General features: G+C 44.3%; 20 protein-coding genes and 2 tRNA genes. 6 read left to right on the plus strand and 16 right to left on the minus strand.

Annotated elements, in window-relative coordinates:
- Positions 1-163 precede the first annotated feature (163 nt).
- Positions 164-1,228 carry a pyridoxal-phosphate dependent enzyme gene (locus QXV08_RS03460; protein ID WP_342786337.1) on the minus strand — a complete coding sequence of 355 codons (1,065 nt, stop codon included), beginning with the start codon at positions 1,226-1,228 and terminating at the stop codon, positions 164-166.
- A gap of 163 nt (positions 1,229-1,391) precedes the next feature.
- Here QXV08_RS03460 and QXV08_RS03465 point away from each other — a divergent pair, with 163 nt between their 5' ends.
- The 3 genes from QXV08_RS03465 to QXV08_RS03475 all read left to right on the plus strand — a co-directional run bounded on the left by QXV08_RS03465 (position 1,392) and on the right by QXV08_RS03475 (position 3,012).
- Entirely contained in the window at positions 1,392-1,679 is a 288-nt protein-coding gene (locus QXV08_RS03465; protein WP_342786338.1) for a 30S ribosomal protein S26e, read from the plus strand.
- Between the two features lie 501 nt (positions 1,680-2,180).
- Entirely contained in the window at positions 2,181-2,504 is a 324-nt protein-coding gene (locus QXV08_RS03470) for a hypothetical protein (protein ID WP_342786339.1), read from the plus strand.
- A gap of 28 nt (positions 2,505-2,532) precedes the next feature.
- Positions 2,533-3,012, plus strand: coding sequence for a protein-lysine N-methyltransferase (locus QXV08_RS03475; RefSeq protein WP_342786340.1), 480 nt, complete (start codon positions 2,533-2,535; stop codon positions 3,010-3,012).
- A gap of 12 nt (positions 3,013-3,024) precedes the next feature.
- Here QXV08_RS03475 and QXV08_RS03480 read toward each other — a convergent pair whose 3' ends face one another.
- Entirely contained in the window at positions 3,025-3,822 is a 798-nt protein-coding gene (locus tag QXV08_RS03480) for a tRNA (adenine-N1)-methyltransferase (protein ID WP_342786341.1), read from the minus strand.
- 112 nt (positions 3,823-3,934) lie between these two features.
- On the opposite strand from QXV08_RS03480, the gene QXV08_RS03485 reads away from it, so the two are divergent.
- Positions 3,935-4,393: a DNA-binding protein gene (locus QXV08_RS03485; RefSeq protein ID WP_342786342.1), complete on the plus strand. Its 459-nt coding sequence runs from the start codon at positions 3,935-3,937 to the stop codon at positions 4,391-4,393.
- Positions 4,394-4,422: 29 nt separating this feature from the next.
- On the opposite strand, the gene QXV08_RS03490 is transcribed toward QXV08_RS03485, so the two are convergent.
- Together QXV08_RS03490 and QXV08_RS03495 are read right to left on the minus strand one after the other, a co-directional pair.
- Positions 4,423-4,602 (minus strand): ribbon-helix-helix domain-containing protein, encoded by a 180-nt coding sequence (locus QXV08_RS03490; protein WP_042666760.1) that lies wholly within the window; start codon positions 4,600-4,602, stop codon positions 4,423-4,425.
- A 63-nt stretch (positions 4,603-4,665) separates the two neighbouring features.
- Positions 4,666-6,069 (minus strand): glycosyltransferase family 39 protein, encoded by a 1,404-nt coding sequence (locus QXV08_RS03495; RefSeq protein WP_342786343.1) that lies wholly within the window; start codon positions 6,067-6,069, stop codon positions 4,666-4,668.
- Positions 6,070-6,259: 190 nt separating this feature from the next.
- Between QXV08_RS03495 and QXV08_RS03500 the strand changes: the two genes are divergently transcribed.
- A tRNA-Ser gene (locus QXV08_RS03500) sits at positions 6,260-6,346 on the plus strand.
- 320 nt (positions 6,347-6,666) lie between these two features.
- On the opposite strand, the gene QXV08_RS03505 is transcribed toward QXV08_RS03500, so the two are convergent.
- The 4 genes from QXV08_RS03505 to QXV08_RS03520 all read right to left on the minus strand — a co-directional run bounded on the left by QXV08_RS03505 (position 6,667) and on the right by QXV08_RS03520 (position 11,565).
- Positions 6,667-6,942 (minus strand): hypothetical protein, encoded by a 276-nt coding sequence (locus QXV08_RS03505; RefSeq protein ID WP_342786344.1) that lies wholly within the window; start codon positions 6,940-6,942, stop codon positions 6,667-6,669.
- A gap of 190 nt (positions 6,943-7,132) precedes the next feature.
- Positions 7,133-8,596 carry a hypothetical protein gene (locus QXV08_RS03510; RefSeq protein ID WP_342786345.1) on the minus strand — a complete coding sequence of 488 codons (1,464 nt, stop codon included), beginning with the start codon at positions 8,594-8,596 and terminating at the stop codon, positions 7,133-7,135.
- 13 nt (positions 8,597-8,609) lie between these two features.
- Positions 8,610-11,180 (minus strand): DNA-directed DNA polymerase I, encoded by a 2,571-nt coding sequence (locus QXV08_RS03515; RefSeq protein WP_342788129.1) that lies wholly within the window; start codon positions 11,178-11,180, stop codon positions 8,610-8,612.
- A gap of 16 nt (positions 11,181-11,196) precedes the next feature.
- Positions 11,197-11,565 (minus strand): nascent polypeptide-associated complex protein, encoded by a 369-nt coding sequence (locus tag QXV08_RS03520; RefSeq protein WP_404990998.1) that lies wholly within the window; start codon positions 11,563-11,565, stop codon positions 11,197-11,199.
- Between the two features lie 103 nt (positions 11,566-11,668).
- Between QXV08_RS03520 and QXV08_RS03525 the strand changes: the two genes are divergently transcribed.
- Positions 11,669-12,946 (plus strand): MBL fold metallo-hydrolase, encoded by a 1,278-nt coding sequence (locus QXV08_RS03525; RefSeq protein ID WP_342786348.1) that lies wholly within the window; start codon positions 11,669-11,671, stop codon positions 12,944-12,946.
- Between the two features lie 4 nt (positions 12,947-12,950).
- Here the strand turns inward: QXV08_RS03525 and QXV08_RS03530 are convergent.
- The 8 genes from QXV08_RS03530 to rrp42 all read right to left on the minus strand — a co-directional run bounded on the left by QXV08_RS03530 (position 12,951) and on the right by rrp42 (position 18,116).
- Positions 12,951-13,053: transfer RNA gene (locus QXV08_RS03530), tRNA-Asn, on the minus strand.
- Positions 13,054-13,152: 99 nt separating this feature from the next.
- The gene (locus QXV08_RS03535; protein WP_342786349.1) at positions 13,153-15,363 is read right to left on the minus strand and encodes an elongation factor EF-2; all 2,211 of its coding nucleotides are present in this window, start codon (positions 15,361-15,363) and stop codon (positions 13,153-13,155) included.
- 167 nt (positions 15,364-15,530) lie between these two features.
- A complete protein-coding gene (locus QXV08_RS03540; protein WP_342786350.1) occupies positions 15,531-15,854 on the minus strand; it encodes a hypothetical protein in 324 nt (107 codons plus the stop codon).
- On the minus strand, positions 15,835-16,200 hold the full coding sequence (locus tag QXV08_RS03545; protein WP_342786351.1) for a prefoldin subunit beta: 366 nt from the start codon (positions 16,198-16,200) through the stop codon (positions 15,835-15,837). Before QXV08_RS03545 ends, QXV08_RS03540 begins: the two co-directional genes overlap by 20 nt.
- The gene (locus tag QXV08_RS03550; protein ID WP_342786352.1) at positions 16,193-16,432 is read right to left on the minus strand and encodes a CTAG/PCC1 family protein; all 240 of its coding nucleotides are present in this window, start codon (positions 16,430-16,432) and stop codon (positions 16,193-16,195) included. The genes QXV08_RS03545 and QXV08_RS03550 overlap by 8 nt, the downstream gene beginning before the upstream one ends.
- Positions 16,433-16,436: 4 nt before the next feature.
- The gene (locus QXV08_RS03555) at positions 16,437-16,970 is read right to left on the minus strand and encodes a ribosomal biogenesis protein (RefSeq protein WP_342786353.1); all 534 of its coding nucleotides are present in this window, start codon (positions 16,968-16,970) and stop codon (positions 16,437-16,439) included.
- 5 nt (positions 16,971-16,975) lie between these two features.
- Positions 16,976-17,236, minus strand: coding sequence for a 50S ribosomal protein L37ae (locus QXV08_RS03560; RefSeq protein ID WP_342786354.1), 261 nt, complete (start codon positions 17,234-17,236; stop codon positions 16,976-16,978).
- A gap of 19 nt (positions 17,237-17,255) precedes the next feature.
- Complete coding sequence (gene rrp42 / locus QXV08_RS03565) at positions 17,256-18,116, minus strand: exosome complex protein Rrp42 (protein ID WP_342786355.1); 861 nt, start codon at positions 18,114-18,116, stop codon at positions 17,256-17,258.
- Between the last annotated feature and the right edge of the window lies 1 nt (position 18,117).

The following is an 18,117-nucleotide window of genomic DNA, read 5'->3' on the forward strand; positions in this document are numbered from 1 at the left end:
GGGAGAAGCTGAGAAAACTACACGGCAAAAAGTATACGCTGTGATAGTGGTGGGGGAATAGCATCTAAGTTTTTATCAGTAACTGATGAAAAACCAAAACAGTAGATAAAGGCTTTTTGTTAAGTATTATAACTTCAATGTTTAACAGTTTTTCTCCAATCAACTAGATATCTGGTATGGTTTTCAGCCCTGAGCCTGTTAATACTAGCAGGACTTTCTTGCCTGAAAGCTGGTTCTTAATCTTTTCAAGTGCTGCATAAATGGATGCGGAGGTTGGTTCTACAAGGAATCCAAGCTCCCATAGTTCCCTCCATGCTCTCAATATTTCGGTATTGCCGACTAGGATGACGTCTCCCTGGTATTTATGCAACGCATTAACTATTTCATTCAGCCTAGGTGGGTTTGGAACCATTATTCCATCCGCGAGGCTCGAGTCCTCTCCTGGCTGAGTGACTCCTTTAAATGCTTTATAAACTGGTTGTGTGCTATAGCCTTGAACACCTATGAATCTAGGCATTTTGGTTATCCAGCCTGCTTCAAGAGCTTTCTCGAATCCTTTTACTAATCCAAGGAATAAACCGCCTGATCCTATTGGCGATATAACGTAGTCGGGTACATCTTCTTCGAGAACTTCCCAGGCTATCGTGGATGCCCCTATTATATAGAAGTAGCTCCAAGTATGTGCCACGTAGTATGCTCCTGTAAGTGCCTCCTTTAAAACCATTTCAGCTGCATCGCCCCGCGTAGGGGCTTCAATTATTTCCGCACCGAGCGCCTTGATGACCTTCTTTTTACCTGGTGGGGCTGTTTTAGGCATATATATCCTTGTCTTTAAACCGTAAAGCCTTGAGTAGAGGGCTACCGAGATACCTGTGTTACCGCTAGTATCCTCGACAACACTCTTGAAGCCTGTTTTATAGGCATAGTATATGGCTAGTGCTGAACCCCGGTCCTTGAAGCTACCGCCTGGATTAAGGTATTCAAGCTTGAAGAGAAGTGTCATTCCATCAATTTTCTCCGTAACCAGTGGTGTGTTACCCTCCCTCCTTGTCTTCTCCGGTTTTAAAGGTATTGTACCACCATATTTCTCCCAGATATTCTTCGAGCTGGTTTTCTCAAGCTTACCATCGTAAACAAGATCTAGGGGTTCACCGCAACGGGGGCATCTCCAATGGTATTCGCTAAACGCGTCGGCTTCAAAACCACAATGGTTACACTTCCATTTCATGAAAGATCTCCAGGCTAATTTATTTTGCCTCAATATCAATAACTAACTTTAGAAGCCTAATAAAATTCTTATAGGCTCCCCTCAAAGGTTTTTATAATGGGATTCAAGATTTATTAATGGCTTATTAGGATACGTTCACACAGTTAACTAGTGGTGATTAAATATGCCGAAGAAGAGGGAGAGTAGAGGTAGGAGGAAAGGAGATAAGGGTAAAGTAGGATATGTGCAATGTGATCAATGTGGGAGGAGGGTTCCAGAGGATAAGGCTATATGTGTTACAAGAATGTATAGCCCTGTACCTCCACAGCTAGCTGAGGAGCTCGAGAAGAAAGGGGCAATAATACAGAAATACCCGGTGAGGAAATGCTATTGTGTATCATGTGCAGTGCACTTAGGCATAGTGAAAGTACGTCCTGAGGAAGAAAGGAAGGAGAAACCTGCTTTCACCTAAAGGCATTAATAACCACCGGCTTCATCTATTGAAAGAACAATATTCTTTCAACGCCATTCGCCTGAGAACCGTGTTTAGGGTTTTTATGACTGCCCTTGGGTTCATCATGGTACGGCTTGAAGCCGTCTACGGTGATTCGTTCACCGATCTGACCTCCTCCCCGCCCTGAAGGGCGGTGAGGGGTGGGCGGAGACCGTAATGAACCCGGGGGTAGCCATGAATAACCATAAGCTGCCCCAACCTACCACTCTCGAGTGAACGGTTCATACTACTTGTTTCTTCTCCTTGGTCTGTCTGCGGCTCCGGCTCTATGGCTTGCAAGCCAGAGTCATTGGTAAACCCGTGGGAGCCGGTATAGATTCCTATTCAACCCTATGTGGGAGACGAGTATTTCCTCTGAACATTAAAAGGTCACGGTCCATATTATTGCTTCCTTGGCGTGAATAAATATTTAAACAAGTTGATTAATGAATGAGAACAATGTGAAGTAGGGGATATAATATGGTTAAAGTGAAAAAAGTAGTATTAGTGACCGCAGAACACCACCCATACCATAAATTATGGTCAAAGATAGCTGAGGCTCTGAGTAAGAAGATGGGTGTTGAGCTCGAGGTAAGGAAGGAGGATTATGTGTATCTAGTAGAATACGGTGATAAAGATGACCTTGGCATGTCATGGCTGCCGCAGATACTCGTAGAGTTGGATGATGGAAGAGTGCAGTGGGTTCTCTCACAGCTTCCATTAAACGAGAGGCTGCAACCAGACGAGGAGAAGGCATTAGAGGTCATGGTTAATAAGCTGAAGGAACTAGGAGTCGAATTATAATAGGCTTGAAAGTTCACAGGGGTTTTCAATGTACTTCGTCCCATTTGTTCCTACACCCTATCCTGTTGTTAGGGAAATGCTTAAGCTTGCCGGTGCAGGCAAAGATGACGTAGTATACGACTTAGGATGCGGTGATGGGCGCATCCTCGTAGTAGCTGTGAAAGAGTTTAACGTAAAGAAGGCTGTCGGGATCGAGAGAGATGGCGAGAGGGTTAAAGAGGCTGTGAGAAGGATAAACGAGGAGGGGATAAGTGATAAAGCAATGGTTATACAGGGAGACTTCTTCGAAACAGATATCAGTGAGGCAACGATAGTAACGCTTTTCCTATTAACATCCGTCAACGAGGTGCTACGCCCTAAGTTCGAGAAGGAGCTAAGAGATGGAACCAGGATCGTGAGCCATGAGTTCAGGATACCTGGCTGGAAGCATGAGAAAATGATTGAGGTAAAGGATGATAACAGCTTAACACATGTAGTGTACCTATATATTAAGGGCAGACATCTGTAAGGTTCCCTAGTATTAGGTGCCTAGATCACACTTGACCCTCCTAGCGAAGACGATGTACCCTGTGTGCCCTACCATCCTGGTGAAGGGTCTAACGGCATCCCTATCAACTTTATACTCCCTAAGTAATACTTCATAGGAATGTATATCAGTGAAACAGCTGGATTCCCGTAGTTTCAACACTGTTTTTTCAACCTGGTTAATCGTTGGAACATAGACTAATAGCGTCCCACACGTCTTTATTAACCCTGCAACGGTGTTTACAGCGTTCCAGGGATCCGGTATATCCAGGAAGAATGAGTCGAGGGCCTCGTCTAGTGAGACTGGTTCCCTTATATCGTGCTTAAGTAATCTAACCCTATTGATTAAGCCAGCCTTCTCCAGCCTAGTCTTCGTGTTTTCGAGGCTTTTCTCAGAGATATCAAATCCATATAGTACTCCACTATCCCCGATAATACTAGCCAGCATTACTGTGAGCGCTCCAGAGCCAACTCCGGCCTCACCTATTTTAGAGCCGGGTTTAATTCCTGAGAGGTAGATCATTAAGCCGGCATCCTTCGGGTAAATCACTTGTGTCACACGTTGAACCAGTAGGGAATAGTCGAATGGAAGGGGTTTAAGAATCAATACGTCTATTCCTCTCGAGGTTTTAACAATGGAGCCATATGGCTTCCCAATTAAATCACTGAGCCTTATAACCCCCTTATCTGTACCTAGGACCCCTTCTTTCCTAGCCTTAACAATAAACCTCCTTTTCTCATCGAACACTACTAATACATCATCGTTTTCATGTATTATATCGCCTGCACTCATTACTACTCAGTCCTGGCGTCATTCATCACTAATCAGAAATACCAACCCTCAGCATCGATCCTATAAAAGATTCATGTATCCTTATAAATCTAGGGAAGGGGTAAGCCGGGACATGAATACGTTCATCTTCAGTATTAAGCCAGTGTACGCTTACAGGATATTCACGGGGGTTAAGAAGTTTGAGTTAAGGAGGTTTCTCGGCTTATACGTAGATGAAGGCGATAGAGTAATACTATATGTAACCGGGAGAGTGAAGGCCGTCATGGGCGAGTTCACTGCTGGTAGAGTTATAAAGGGGCATCCCGAATACGTTTGGAAAAAACTCAGGTCTCTAGGCGATACAGGGGTCTCCGGCGAGGACTATAGTTATATAAGCGGCTCGAAAAACGCTATGGCGATTGAGGTAGTGAATCCTCTAATGTATAGGCAACCAATAAAACTCGCTGTGTTGAGGAGGATCTTTCCTGACTTTAACCCACCTATGAGTGTGAGAATTCTAGACCCCTTTGATCCAGTGGTTAAAATAGTTTTCGATAAGGCACGTGGGCTCTCTATGAGTAACACAAGATAGTGTATAAGATAAACTCTGCTTTTGAAAAACTATATCTCGGAGGCCTCCCTGATCCAGAGCTCCTTCTTTAGTAAATCCCTGATCGCTACCCTTATAACCTCGCTCCTACTACTATACCTACCTATTCTGACCAACTCATCTATCCCTTCTACGTAGAGCTCAGGCATTTTTACCGTGATTAAACGCATCTTCGGCATAACACCCGACATATTAAACCCCGGTAATATTATGGGCTTCACAGAAAGCTTAAAAATCCTTGACCTAGTTAATGCCTAACTCAATAGTAGCTTGACGATGTAGGAGAATAATTTACTGTATGAGCTACCCACGTAGGTAATGTTATCTTTATTCAATGCGTAGACAACCATGTATACCAGGTACATGTATGTGAATGGAGCCAATTGTACACTGTAGAAACTATACTGAGATCTCCCTCCCATAGCCCATACTATAAGGTAGCCTGTGAGCACTCCTACCAGGTAAACCCAGAGGACACCATACCTCTTGTCCTTGATGATTAACGGGGCCAGTAACACTAGTGATACTAGCACAGTGGACCAAAACGGGTAGAACCCTATCGCCACCACTGTTGGATCCACGTATACAGTAAACCCGTTTACACCTAGAAACCAGTCCCAAGGAGAAGAACTGCCTGGGCATGGCCCGTTGCACTTTATGCTTGTATGCCACTCTATAGAACCGAGTAGAGAGTATTTGACCCAGTTGCCTGGACCCATATACATTATTAATGGTATGGATACACATGTAAGTGCTAGTAGGAATAGTGATGAGGCGACGAGTATGAATGCTATTGTAGTGTAAACCAGGTTGGCGAAAGAGGGGTTTTTCCTGAGCTCCCTCCTAAGGTAAAGTATTAGTAGTGGTATCAACGTGAATAACCCGGTGAACTTGAATAATCCAGCGATAACGCCGGCTATAAGTGATTCATGGTACTTCTTGTTTACAGCGTAGTGGAATGAGAGTATGGAGAAGAAAGTTGTGAAACCATCTAGGAGTACTATGGAGAAAAGCGTCCTAGTCAATGGATCCACCATGAATAACAATGAGGTAGCGAATGCAACAACGATATTACCAGTAAGCTTCCTCATAGATGAGTAAACCAGTATTACCGAGAATGCTCCAAGCAGCACCACGGGTAGCCTCCAGTATAACGGCCGATCTCCCACTAGGTACATTACAGCAGCAGTAATATACTTGCCTAGTGGCGGGTGCTCCTGGTTGATGTAGTTGTTTATACCATTGTGATCAGGCATCATCCACCCGGGTATTACATCGCTTACACTGATATACTTCTTAATCTCATCGATGAAAAGGGTTAGATTACCCTTGTATCCTGAAGCATAGAACGCCTTTAAATCACTGTAGTCGCTTCGTATGGATACCCCGAACTTTCCAGCTATCCTCGTTATCAACGAGTAGTCTATCTGGCCATTATAGATTATCGTATAGCCATAGTTATCCTCAGGCATCCTGGGTTCTAGTCCGAAGACCTTGACGAGTATAGTGCGCGCGGAGCCTACATACCATACTTCATCAGATACATAGCCCTTACCCATCTTCACTGATTCAAGTTCTTCAAAGTGATACGCGTTAAGAGCGAAAACCATGATAGCAATCACAGCGATAACAATTACCAGTATTCTCTCTCTAACCAATAAAACCCCCTTCAGCTAAATAGATTACCCACCTTATATTAATATACTGACCTCCTCCCAGCCCTAAAGTGCGAGGGTTCCTTCCAGGTGGTTCACCGGTTCCCCGCATTTATTCCTGGTTTACATCTGTAAAAGAAGAGGTTTAATGGGAAAAAGTTATTAAGTCTCAGATGTAATCCAGAAAACAGGAGCCGGGGTCGCCTAGCCTGGTAGGGCGCCGGCCTGCTAAGCCGGTGGGGGATTCCCCGCGCGGGTTCAAATCCCGCCCCCGGCGCCATTCCTCTACTATCTTCTCTATGGGTCCAACATACTCGTCGTAGTGGTAGAGGTAGTACTTGCCCTTAATCCTCCTAATCCTCCAAGCGCTAGGCAAGTTACCCCCTCAAATAGACTCGCGCCAAGAGGATTGAAAAAGATTAAGGCAAATCAAACAGGAGGTAACGCCGGGGGTAACTTAGAAAAAACGGTGTGAACCCGCTTTCAGCCAGCTTCTACACGAAAACTCCAGTGCGAACTAAGACTTCAGCTGAACAATAGATCAGCTCCAGTGGGAGAAGTAGTCGCTTTCATTTGACTCTTTGATATGTCGTTTACCAATCACAGGGTATACAGCCCTCGCCCTCTCCGCTGACAGGGGAGGAGCGGATCCCCGCTCCACTCCACAGAGTATGATTTCAGGACGTTGCCGTAGTAGTCCTTTAAGTAGAAGTAGATCTCCCAGCCCCTGAGCTCCACTTCAGCAGTGTGGTAGCTCCCTTCTGAAGCCGAGTCGAACCTCTTCAGGGCGTGGAAAATAGATCTACCGATCGGCCAGCTATCTAACCCGCGAGAGAAGATCTCCCTGATAATCCTCGTGGCCTCATTATGCCCCACTCAAGTGCTCTACCATCAAGCCTTCCTCGAAGTCCAGATCTCTCAACCATTTTGGACCACCCCTTCTGCATTGTTAGAGCGAAAATGGGCGTTTGCACAGGCTCCTTGGGGAAACTTTGCACAAGTTTATAAACTTGTGCAAGATTTCTGACATAATTTGTGCAAGATTCTCTTCTCGGCAATAAAAAAGCTAGGGGAGGAAGTGGAATACCCCCGCTATCCTCAGCCTACTTCTTGGGGCGTATAGTGCTACTCTGTCGTCCATGTGTTTTTTAACTACATCTAGGAGCCTGGGCAGGGGTATGATCTCGAGCGCTATGAACTCGCCTATTGCTACGTAGAGCACGTACTTGGCATCCCCGGCTGTGTGCGGCACGTCCCGCATGGGCTCTCTCGAGCCCAATGCCACTGGGCTCCCGAAGAAAGTCAGTAGTAGGTCTATACTGTATACTACCGCTAATGCGTTCCTGAATTGAACCACCCATTGGACAGGGTTGTCTAGGGAGGTTGGCTGGGGCGATAGAACTATGCCTAGGATGCTCGATAAGTGGCTGGAAATAGTTGCTGCCTCAAACCATAGGGTAATGATTAGGGCATTAGCCGCCTCTATTAGCAGGGTTAATAAAGTGTTTCCACGTATCTTTGTTGCTATTAGTGGGAGGAGCGTGATTACTAGTGTCTGTGGAACCATTTGTGGATGTATGCTATATAGTGTAAACACTAATATTGCAATGTACCTCAAGACATCCTCTTTATCATGACTAGTTAGAGGCGGGCTCATAGAGTAGAGCGTTAGCATCAAAAATAACCATAGCCCAGTGTTTAAAGCATATGCGGTTCCCTCGCTCAATTTCGATGTGAGTAGTGCGAAGACCCCGTTATTAAAGGCTGGTTGAAGTGCACTGTTTAAGACGTAGCCCGGGTAATCTGGGGCAAGGAACATGATAATGAAGTAGGGGGTTAATCCGAGCAGTATGCCTGTGATAATGGATTTTCCCTCTATATCGTCCCTGACTACTAGATATATTAGTAAACCCAGTAAGACCACTGCGAAAAAGTTTATCGACATACCAAGCGCTGAGAATAGTCCAGCCTTACCTAGCTTACCCTCCCTAATACTTATCAAGGCCTCGATAATAAATGGCAGTGCATAAGTATCGAAACCGTAGACACCATAAACCACAATGGTTAAAGCATAGAGCGGGTAGAGCCTAGCAGTGAACCGGGTGGATACCCTGTATACACTATAGGTGATCGCGATAGCGGAGAGGATCGAGTGAAGCATGTAGGAGATTGTTAGAAAAACACCTGATCCACTCGAGTACTGTAGGCCAAACATGGTTATCAATGCTAGGATGAAGCCTGCGAGAGGAGGCTGGTTTAACCTGTAATCTATAAAGGGGATGACTAGGGCTGAATCACCCTTGCAGAGAGAAAGGGCATCGTTTCTATTTATCCAGTACCAGCTGGCTTGATTACATGGCTCACTATAGAACACGTGTTTAACCAGGGCGTATACATCATCGTATAGCGGGGATCTCAATATAACATGCTTAAAAACCGCTTCCTGGACTTCTATGGGCATATGCAGTATTATCGATAAAAACGCTAGAATAATGGTTACAGCCAGCATGAATTTAACGCGGGATTCCAATATCGAACACCCTTTATCTCTGTGACATGTAACTCGCTAGCTTTGCCCCAACTATGTCCTCCCATTTTATGGAGAGAGCGGATAATAATTGCTCTAGCCCGCTCTTCAATAATTCAATATATTTCTCAGGATCCACTTCATGTAGTCTGGTTAACTGTATTGCCTTATAGTCGTCCCTACTCTTTACTTTGACATAGGTTATTATATCGCCTTCCTGCACGCTGATGCCGTAATCGATTAATTGCTGGGCTGCCTTTACATGCGGTGGCTTCGTTTTATTATAGCTTGAGGGGGGCTTGGTTAATGCGACCCTTATCGCTAGATGATCCAATGGTATCTCCCTCCGCTTTAATCCATCATAGTATTCTTTCAACATCTCTCTAAGCCAATCAATGAACACCACGAAGTTCTCAGGGGTTTCAATAGTCTTCATCTTCTCTAGCATCTCCTTAAATAGCTCCTTGAGAAACTCCGGCGTGTTCCGCTTCTTCGCGACAAGCCCCTTTATCTCGATTCCGCCGTCCTTCATCCTGCCTAGGTAATTCTTTTTCAGCCCTGTGAAAACTACGTATGTGAACTCCTTATCCAACTCTATTTCCAGGCCGAGGTTTTCCAGTATCCATTTCTGGAGCATCTCCAGCTGGCTTTGGTTGGGATTCCACACGAAGATCGAGTCTGTGTCACCATATAATGGCTTTATCCCTAGTTCGGCAGCTTTAAGAATAATTGTTAGAAAAGACTTCCTACCCATGGCTGTAACGCTTTCAGCTACAGCTGGCGAGAATAAAGAGAATCTTTCATCACCGAAGACGCCGTAGCTCGCGTTAATGAAGACTTTTATAGCGCGTTGAACAACGTCATACCATGCCAGTAGGTCTTTAGGTAACGTCTTATCCTTTGCCCTCTTCTTGTATATTCCAACTCTGAAGTCCCTCAGTATACCCGTGATCTGTGCTGTTAAACCAGGTTTCTCAACGCAGACCACGTGTAGTTTTCTACCTGTTTCATCAATTATATCTATTGTTGACTTACACCAGGGCATATCAACTGTCTCATAGCTTAAATTATATTTTTTAATTATGCTTGGATACAGTGACGCTATATCTAGTACTATTACATTGAAGAATATGCCTCGTGGAGGCTCGATCACCAATGCGCCAGCATATTTCTTACCTTCGATAGTCGCTTTTGTACCTGCTTTACCAGCATACCTTCTAATATCCTCACTATTAGGTATAAGATATCCCAGCTTCCTATGCTCCCAGAAGAACTGGTTCTGTATCCAGTTGGATATCTGTCGTCTACACACATCCTCGATACTCGTCTTGGAAATACGGGCTAGTAGAATCATTAGTTTCCATACAAGCTCGTTGCTGAATGTAGTTAACTGTAGAGTTATATCGGCGTCCCTCATGTTGTAAGCTATAAGGTGGGATGCCGAGATATCTTCAATCGCCTCCTCAAACCCTATTTTAGATATGCCGAGGAGTGCCGAGGACACTGCGTCAAGCTTCTCCTCCTGGTACTTGCCTCCAAAGGCATAGTTCTTCACGGCTCTATTCGAGAAGAACTTATAGAGGTCTAGATGTATCCCGGTATCAATTCTAACCATGTCCTCGCCGAGGATGAGTGGGATTAGGTGTCTCGGTATCCCTAGTCTTATGGCCCTTGTATAAATATACATTAAGTCGAAGTTGTCCCCATTATAAGTGAGTACTATGGGGTACCTTGAAATAGTCTTGATGGCTTCAAGGATCAACGCCTTCTCTGAGTCGAATACCTCGACTTCAATATCGACAGGGTAGTCATCAGACATGTAGTCGAATCTCTCTTTGAATTTTCTCCCCAGTAGGAGTACCTTTCTAAAGCCATTATTTGATGAAAGCCCTATACTGATAACAGGGTATTCTCCCTGTCTTGGATTAGGTATTCTGCCTTTAAAGGGCGTATACACCTCGATATCAATAGCTATTCTCAATGCTTTTGGTGGTGCTTCCTCAAATAGTAGTAGGTAGTCCTCGGCTAGTTTAATAGTTTCCTCTGGCTCATTCTTAAATAATTCCCTTAACGATTGTATCAGTGTCAGCGGTATCTCGGGTTTCACCAGTGTTATTCTCGGCTTGGAGCCATCGTTCTCGATTATGTACCTCATTCCAGGGATTAATCCATTATCATAGACATAGTTATTATGGTATTTGATTTTAGCTTCCCATACTGAGGCGTTGCTAGGCATCTTTGATCTTAGCTTCTTCACTGCTAATGGGTCTCTTGTGATTATCTTGGTGACCCTGATCTTCTTCATGGTTAACGGGTTAGTCTTATATACTTCCTCAAAGCCTTCGACATGCTTATCCTTGGCTATATCATTTAATGATTTTACCTCGTCGATGCTTAGATCTGTTAGGAAATATGGCTTATGCCCAACTGGATCCATTATTTTTACCAGTTTACCGCCATCCTCATCGAGGAACTCTAGTATTGCTTTCCCCAGTTTTCCATCATAGTATACTCCGAGCAGGTAGTGTGGTTTACTTAAAACCTTGTACGATGTGAAAGATCCATTGACATGTAGTGGTATATCCATGTTTCGCATGGATCCTTCATCCTTCTCTGAGAATCATTATTGCCTGTAGAATATCTCCCCTTGTCTTTAATAGGGCTTCCCTGGCTTTCTCGTAACTAGCCCCTGTCTGTTCCATGACGAACCTTATGTCTTCCTCGGGTATCTTTACTTCTTCAACTTGCTTGGCTTCCTCGCTTTGCTGAATTGTCTCCGGGGTGCCTGAAACCTGGTAGAATACCTGTCCACTTGCCTTGAATACTAGTACCTGTGGTTCTTTAACAAGTATCTTCTTGTCCTCGAGAACTATCTCAACTCTTTTTACGCCTGTCAACTCCTCGACATCAATGCCCATCTTCTTCAGAAGCCTTTTTAACTCTCGTGGATTAGATGCGAACATGATAAACACCAAGTTATAAAAAGCTTGACTATAAATCAATATGGTGTAGCACTAAAAATATGTTTCCCTCAATGGGTTTCATTGAGTTGTCTACCATGACTTTGGTGATACAATGTTGAAGATTAAGGTGCTTGGAGGAGGTAGAGAAGTAGGTAGGGCAGCGTATCTCATTGAGGATGGCCCACAGAAATTCCTACTGGATTACGGGGTAAACTTCGATGAAAGGGATCTACCTAGGCTCCCTCATCACGTGAAGCCCCTTGAAATAAGCGGGTTAATAATATCACATGCTCACCTCGACCATGTCGGTGCAGCACCATACCTATATATAACGGGGAGGCCAAAGGCGTTCTCAACCATGCCAACCATGGAGGTAGCTAGGTTACTAGTCATAGATTTCTTGAAGCTGAACTCTGCTGTTATAGAATATGATATGAGGGAGTTCGAGAACCTATATGATAACACGGTTTTCCTCGAGTACGGTGAGAAATATGAGGAGGAAGGATTCAAACTGGTCCTGGAGAACGCGGGACACATTATTGGTAGTAGCATGGCATACCTTGAAACAGGTAGTGGGCATAGGTTAATGTATACTGGTGACATTAATAACAGGGATACATGGACTTTGCCAGGTGCTGAGACTCTGGAACTAGATGTTGAAACAATACTCATTGAGTCAACATATGGGGGCAGAAATCATCCTCCTAGATACATTGTTGAAAAGAAGCTGTTGGAGATAGTTGAGGAGACTATTGATAGAAAAGGAACCGTCCTAATACCGGCTTTCAGTGTTGGGCGGAGTCAGGAGATAGCTACGTTAATAGCTGCGGAAGCACCCTATGTTGACATATACTTGGATGGCATGATCAAAGATATAACCGAGATATACCTCAGATACAAGAAGTACTTGAAGGATTCATCTCTCTTTGCTAAAGTCTTTGAAACAGTCAACTTTGTTACAGGTGCGAAGGAAAGAAAGAAAATCATAAACAAGCCCTGTGTAATAATAGCTTCAGCTGGGATGCTTAAGGGAGGTCCCAGCGTCTACTATCTTAAGAAAATATATCAGAACCCGAGGAACTCAATAGTGATGGTGAGCTATCAAGCACCCAATAGTAATGGCCATAAATTACTGGAAGAAGGAGGGATTCCAGAGCTGGAAATTGAGAGGGTTAATGCAAGGGTTGAATGGCTTGATTTCTCTAGTCATGCAGGGCAGGATGGACTACTAGATATAGTATCAAGGTACAAGGCGTCACTAAAGAATATTGTCATAATCCATGGAAGTGAGGATGAGGCCACCTCTTTAAGAGACGTAATCGTCGAGAAGCTGGGTAGCGATATCAATATCTATATTCCTAAAGTCGGAGACGAAATAGTGATTCAATGAGTAGCGCCGGGGCGGGGACTCGAACCCCGGACCACCGGGTTTCCGCACCAGGCTCCTCGCTTAAGCGGTTAACAGCCCGGCGCTCTACCGAGCTGAGCTACCCCGGCATCATTATTTCATAAGAATTCTAAGGGGATTATAAATTATTTTATAAAATTTATTGCTGAATGCCCCTATGGAAAAACATGTGTATGATTGGGAAACAACTATGGTGATAGGAATTCCTCGGGTTTAGGTGGCTCTGGTTTCAATCCTTTCCTGGTTCTAATCTTCGCGATTAGATCCATTAACATGTTCTCGGGAACCGGTGCCCACCTACTGAATTCCTGTCCCCAGATAGCCTTACCCGCTGTAACATTTCTCAGCATATCAGCTATGTCGAAGGACTCCGATACTGGTATCTCAGCTATTACTCTAGCTGAGGTCTCCATTTGCTGCACCTCTATGAGTTTACCCCTCTTCTTCGTTATCACTGAGGAGATGTTGCCTATATACTCCATTGGAGACCTTATATCGAGCTTTAATATGGGTTCAAGTATCGTTGGCCTAGCCGTTAGGAAACCGGCGAATATAGCGTTTCTAACAGCTGGGAATATCTGTGCCGGTCCTCTGTGTGCGGGGTCTTCGTGGATCACTGCATCATGCAATATAACCTTCACACCTCTAACAGGCTCCATTGCTAATGGGCCTTCCCTCATTGCTAGTCTAAAGCCTTGTATGACAGTGTCCTTGACCTCCCTCAGGTATTGTACACCTGTTGTCATATCAATGAGTATGTTCAGGTTTTCATCAATAGCCATTATTCTTCTAGCCTCGTCGGCATCCCACCCAGCTTGCTCCCTCAGTATCTTGGCTCTCTCACGCGCATCCATGTCCTCCATTATAATGCCCTCGGATAATAACCTGAGCGTCTCCTCATTTAATGGTGCAAGACTTATGTAGAACTTATTATGCTTGTTAGGCGACTTCCCTTCGAATACCTGGCTTTTATCCCTAATGGTTTCCCTATACACTATGACAGGCGGAGATGTAACTACCTCGAGCCCATATAGATCTTTCAAAAGCGTTAAAGCTATCTCTATGTGCAACGTGCCTACACCGCTGAGTAGGTACTCGCCGGTCTCCTCATTTATTTTCACTATAAGGCTTGGATCCTCTAGGTGCAGCTTATATAATGCATCAATGAGCTTCGTTGTTTGCTGGGGGTTCTTCGGCTCTATAGCAACTGTGACAACCGACTCTGTTATCATCTTGAGCTTCTCGAAAGGCGTCATAGTGTCCTTGTACTTCATTGATACTACTGTTTCACCGGACCTGGCTTTCTCTAATCCCAGTGCAGCAGCTATGTTGCCAGCTGTTATTTCATCAGCTAGCTCTCTATATGGACCCATGTAGAGGCTTACCTGTAATACTCTCTGTGGTACTCTAGCATTCACCAGCCAGAGTTCTTCACCGGGTCTAAGGGTACCTGAATATATTCTACCAGTCGCAACTAATCCAGCGTGAGGGTCAACCCTTATATCATTTATCAGCATTACTAATGGACCGTTTGGATCAGCCTCCATCAAGTACTTTACGATTTCGTGATTGGGGTCGCCGTGCCATATCTTTGGAATCCTGTACCTCTGAGCCTCCCTCGGGTTTGGAACGTGTTTAACCACCATGTCTAATATTGCTTCGTGTAGGGGGGCTGCCTTCTGTAACTCTGCCACAGCCTCCTTACCCCTAGTGTAGACATCGACTATGTCAGAGAACTTTATTCCTTTCTGCTGCACCAATGGTATTGTAAGCCCCCAGCGGTCTCTAGCTGAGCCGAATGCCACCTGCCCCTTCATTGGATCCAGTAGCCAGGCTTTCTGGAATTCTTTATCAGCATATGTAGCAATAAGCGTGTTCACATCCCTGACTATTTGGACTAGTCTCTGCTGGATTTCAGCTGGTGATAGCCTTAACTCCTTTATCAATCTATCTATCTTATTTATGAAGAGCACTGGGCGGACTCGTTCCTCTAATGCTACACGGAGATACATCTCGGTCTGGGTCATAACACCTTCTACAGCGTCTACAACGACTATAGCGCCATCTATCACCCTTAGAGCACGAATGGTTTTAGACTGGAAGTCGACGTGGCCAGGTGTATCTATCAGATTTATTAGATACGGCTTACCCTTGTACTCGTGGTACAGGCTTGCATTTGCAGCCTTAACCGTCATCTGCCTCTTCTGCTCAACATCAAGGTAGTCTAATGCCAGGGCTTGACCAGCTATCTTCTCGGAAATTAATCCGGCAGCGCTTAACAGTGAGTCGGATAGAGTCGTCTTTCCATGGTCAACGTGGGCTGTAATACCTATGTTCCTAATCTGCTCGATATTCCTCATTATCTTTAATACTTCACTGGTCTGCTTAAACTTAACCATATTCGATCCCCATTATCTTTCACGAATAAGTATAATCTGATTATAAAACTTTAATTTTAAGCTTGGTATTAGGTTAGAGAATTCCTGGGCAATGCTTTGATCGGTTGAAGACTATTAGAAATCACTGCATTTGTATCTAGATCGAAAAAGCTTACCCGCCTTAGTGTTTAACGGGTCTCTCTGGATGCATATTCACTGAGTAATTCCTCGAAGATGCTTCTAGCATAATTGATTGCGTCCTGTAGTATTTGTTCGTAGTTGTATACATCACCGAAGGGGCCTGTTGCCTCTAGGTCTAATACGAGGTTCAAGCTGTCCCCCACTTTTTCAATGCTTATAATGGTGGTGAAATAGGTCTTTTTAGGTAGTTTTGACGCTAGGTACTCGGCTACCTTCTCATCTACTTTACCGATTATATTTTCCAGCATATCCTCGGTGAGTCCTTGAATATTTATTCTGCCGAGAACCTTGTCATTCGATTGATAATCCATGCTTACTTAATGCCTCCTTAATACGTCCCTCCAACTCGTTAACCTGCTTGTTGAGGAATTCCAATTGCTTACGGTACTTGTCTCTTTTAACCACAAGTAGCTCTTTTCTTTCCTCGAGCTCCTTCACGATATCTGTCTTGCTTTTCTTGACGATGACATGTCCTACGACCTTGTATAGCTCCGCACTATCATCAACATTCTTTAGGGTATCCATTACATTCTCTACATCGCTGAGCTCAGCCTCAACCATTTTCAACTCAGCGTCTATTCTAGCCTGGTGCTCCCTTAAGGTCTGATACTGGATTAGTAATTGTTGGACCTCGGGCGGGAGGGTTTTTTCACTCATTTCCTAAACACCCTACCATGTCTAATAGCATGAGTACTATATTTGTAAAGCTATTATTTAAGGCTTTTAAAATACTGGCTTTACTACATGAGAACCTGATTACTAATATGGAGTGATCCTCAACCGTCTCGCCCCTACACTCTTTTGGGATATCATTGAGGTCGGGTTTGATGGATGCGAGTATAGCCTCGGCTACCTTTTCATCTACCCTGAGCGTGTATTCTACCTCCACTGTCTCACTTATATAGGATCACCCTTGTAATCCTGAGTGATGGCCCTATTCGATGGTTGGTTGAACTATAGAATTCGACATTTATGTACTCGCTTTCCTCAAGAACTATTTTAACATCTGGTTGATGGGAGGAGGCTTTCGACGTTATAGAGAGTAGTATATCTGCAAGGGTAAAGCATTCGTCTGTCACGCATTGATCATACTCTACTTTCACACTACGGGGATTATATACTCTAATTGACTCAGGATTCTCTCGTGAGAGCCTTACTCCACTTAATAATAGAGTTGACATCCTTATAGCACTAGGTGGCATCATGGAGGAGTCCACCTTATAGATCTCTATAGTTGATGGATTCCCCTTTCTCTCGCCAATTATGGCTATGTAGGACAAGCCATTCTTATAGGCTTCAATAACCAGGTCCTCCAACGTCTTTTTTCCACGGGTAACCCTGATCGAGTAAGGTATGACTGAGGAGAGATCCTTGGCAAAAGATCTTACTCTCTGAGAGGGCCTATGGGACGTGGTTATAAGAATCAAGTAGTCTACTCCCTTATAATGATATCTGGGAATAGTTTGGCTGACTCTGTCTTAGGTGTGTATGCTCCTCCAGCCCATTTAGCCCCACATTTCTTGCAAGCCCACACACCTGTGCTTAACCTGTATACTCTACCCTTATGTCCGCAGAATGGGCAGGTGTGTGGGCTGTACCGCTTTTCTAATATATCACGTACTTTTTTCCTGAGGGTTGAACCGTATCTTGTCCCATACCTACCTGCTATCCCAACTACCTTTGTCCTACCCATAAGCATTCACCATGTATACTTACTCTGATACTAAGGGTTTCATGTATTCACTTGGGTTATTTAATATTTTCTTCATTAGGTCCATGAGTTCTCGTCCCTTAGATAGCGCTATTTCCACAGCGTTATCGAGAATGCTTCTAGAGAACCCTTTCACCCCTCTTTTTTGTATACCACAGATCCTGCCTGACTCATCGATAGCGATAGTTATGAATGAATCTATTACAGCCTCCTCCTCGAGTAAGGGATCAACGATTATTATATCGTTGTAGATACCCATTGTAACAGTGGCCACCAACGTATTTATCGGTAATGGGCCAACATACTTAGTGTAGTCTACTTTATACCCGTTCTCGCCTTTAATTAACTCTGGAATCCTTGATGTTGCCAGGGCGAGCATTGAGGCAAGCATGCTGGTATCTATAATGTTGCCTTGGTGATCCACCAGGTAGATATCTGTGTAGACACTCCACACTATTTTCCCCGGCTCTATGGATAATGCATCCAGCTTAACAGCCTTGGATTCCCTTAGTGATCTATCAATAACCCTTGCAACCTCTATCGCGTTTTCATCTGGTGGGCCGGGCTCGAATGACGGTGATGCTAATGGAACGAACTCAGCGTGTACTTGTAAAACTCCTTCCCCAGGTCTATCCGGGAAGGGCTCCTCTAGTTCAAGCTTTACGCCTGCTATTACCTGTGTACCCCCTAGCTTAACAAGGGAGCTACCGGATGCCTTGATTATAGGGTTTAATATCACCTCTATAGGCCGATAATCAGTTAAACCCCTGCCATCTATTCTCTCCCCTTTCTTTATGGATTTAACTATGTTTTCCACCTGTATTCTAGGTAGTAAAGGCTCTTTCTCAGGTGTTATACTCATT

Source organism: Desulfurococcus sp., assembly GCF_038881575.1.
GTDB lineage: Archaea > Thermoproteota > Thermoprotei_A > Sulfolobales > Desulfurococcaceae > Desulfurococcus.

What these genes read in the sequence shown, in the direction of transcription:
- QXV08_RS03535 (WP_342786349.1), bottom strand. Translation starts at nt 15,363, where the DNA reads ATGGTTAAGTTTAAGCAGACCAGTGAAGTATTAAAGATAATGAGGAAT.
- QXV08_RS03480 (WP_342786341.1), bottom strand. Translation starts at nt 3,822, where the DNA reads ATGAGTGCAGGCGATATAATACATGAAAACGATGATGTATTAGTAGTG.
- QXV08_RS03475 (WP_342786340.1), top strand. Translation starts at nt 2,533, where the DNA reads ATGTACTTCGTCCCATTTGTTCCTACACCCTATCCTGTTGTTAGGGAA.
- QXV08_RS03490 (WP_042666760.1), bottom strand. Translation starts at nt 4,602, where the DNA reads ATGTCGGGTGTTATGCCGAAGATGCGTTTAATCACGGTAAAAATGCCT.
- QXV08_RS03515 (WP_342788129.1), bottom strand. Translation starts at nt 11,180, where the DNA reads ATGGATATACCACTACATGTCAATGGATCTTTCACATCGTACAAGGTT.
- QXV08_RS03540 (WP_342786350.1), bottom strand. Translation starts at nt 15,854, where the DNA reads ATGGATTATCAATCGAATGACAAGGTTCTCGGCAGAATAAATATTCAA.
- QXV08_RS03470 (WP_342786339.1), top strand. Translation starts at nt 2,181, where the DNA reads ATGGTTAAAGTGAAAAAAGTAGTATTAGTGACCGCAGAACACCACCCA.
- QXV08_RS03485 (WP_342786342.1), top strand. Translation starts at nt 3,935, where the DNA reads ATGAATACGTTCATCTTCAGTATTAAGCCAGTGTACGCTTACAGGATA.
- QXV08_RS03525 (WP_342786348.1), top strand. Translation starts at nt 11,669, where the DNA reads ATGTTGAAGATTAAGGTGCTTGGAGGAGGTAGAGAAGTAGGTAGGGCA.
- rrp42 (WP_342786355.1), bottom strand. Translation starts at nt 18,116, where the DNA reads ATGAGTATAACACCTGAGAAAGAGCCTTTACTACCTAGAATACAGGTG.
- QXV08_RS03465 (WP_342786338.1), top strand. Translation starts at nt 1,392, where the DNA reads ATGCCGAAGAAGAGGGAGAGTAGAGGTAGGAGGAAAGGAGATAAGGGT.
- QXV08_RS03545 (WP_342786351.1), bottom strand. Translation starts at nt 16,200, where the DNA reads ATGAGTGAAAAAACCCTCCCGCCCGAGGTCCAACAATTACTAATCCAG.
- QXV08_RS03460 (WP_342786337.1), bottom strand. Translation starts at nt 1,228, where the DNA reads ATGAAATGGAAGTGTAACCATTGTGGTTTTGAAGCCGACGCGTTTAGC.
- QXV08_RS03560 (WP_342786354.1), bottom strand. Translation starts at nt 17,236, where the DNA reads ATGGGTAGGACAAAGGTAGTTGGGATAGCAGGTAGGTATGGGACAAGA.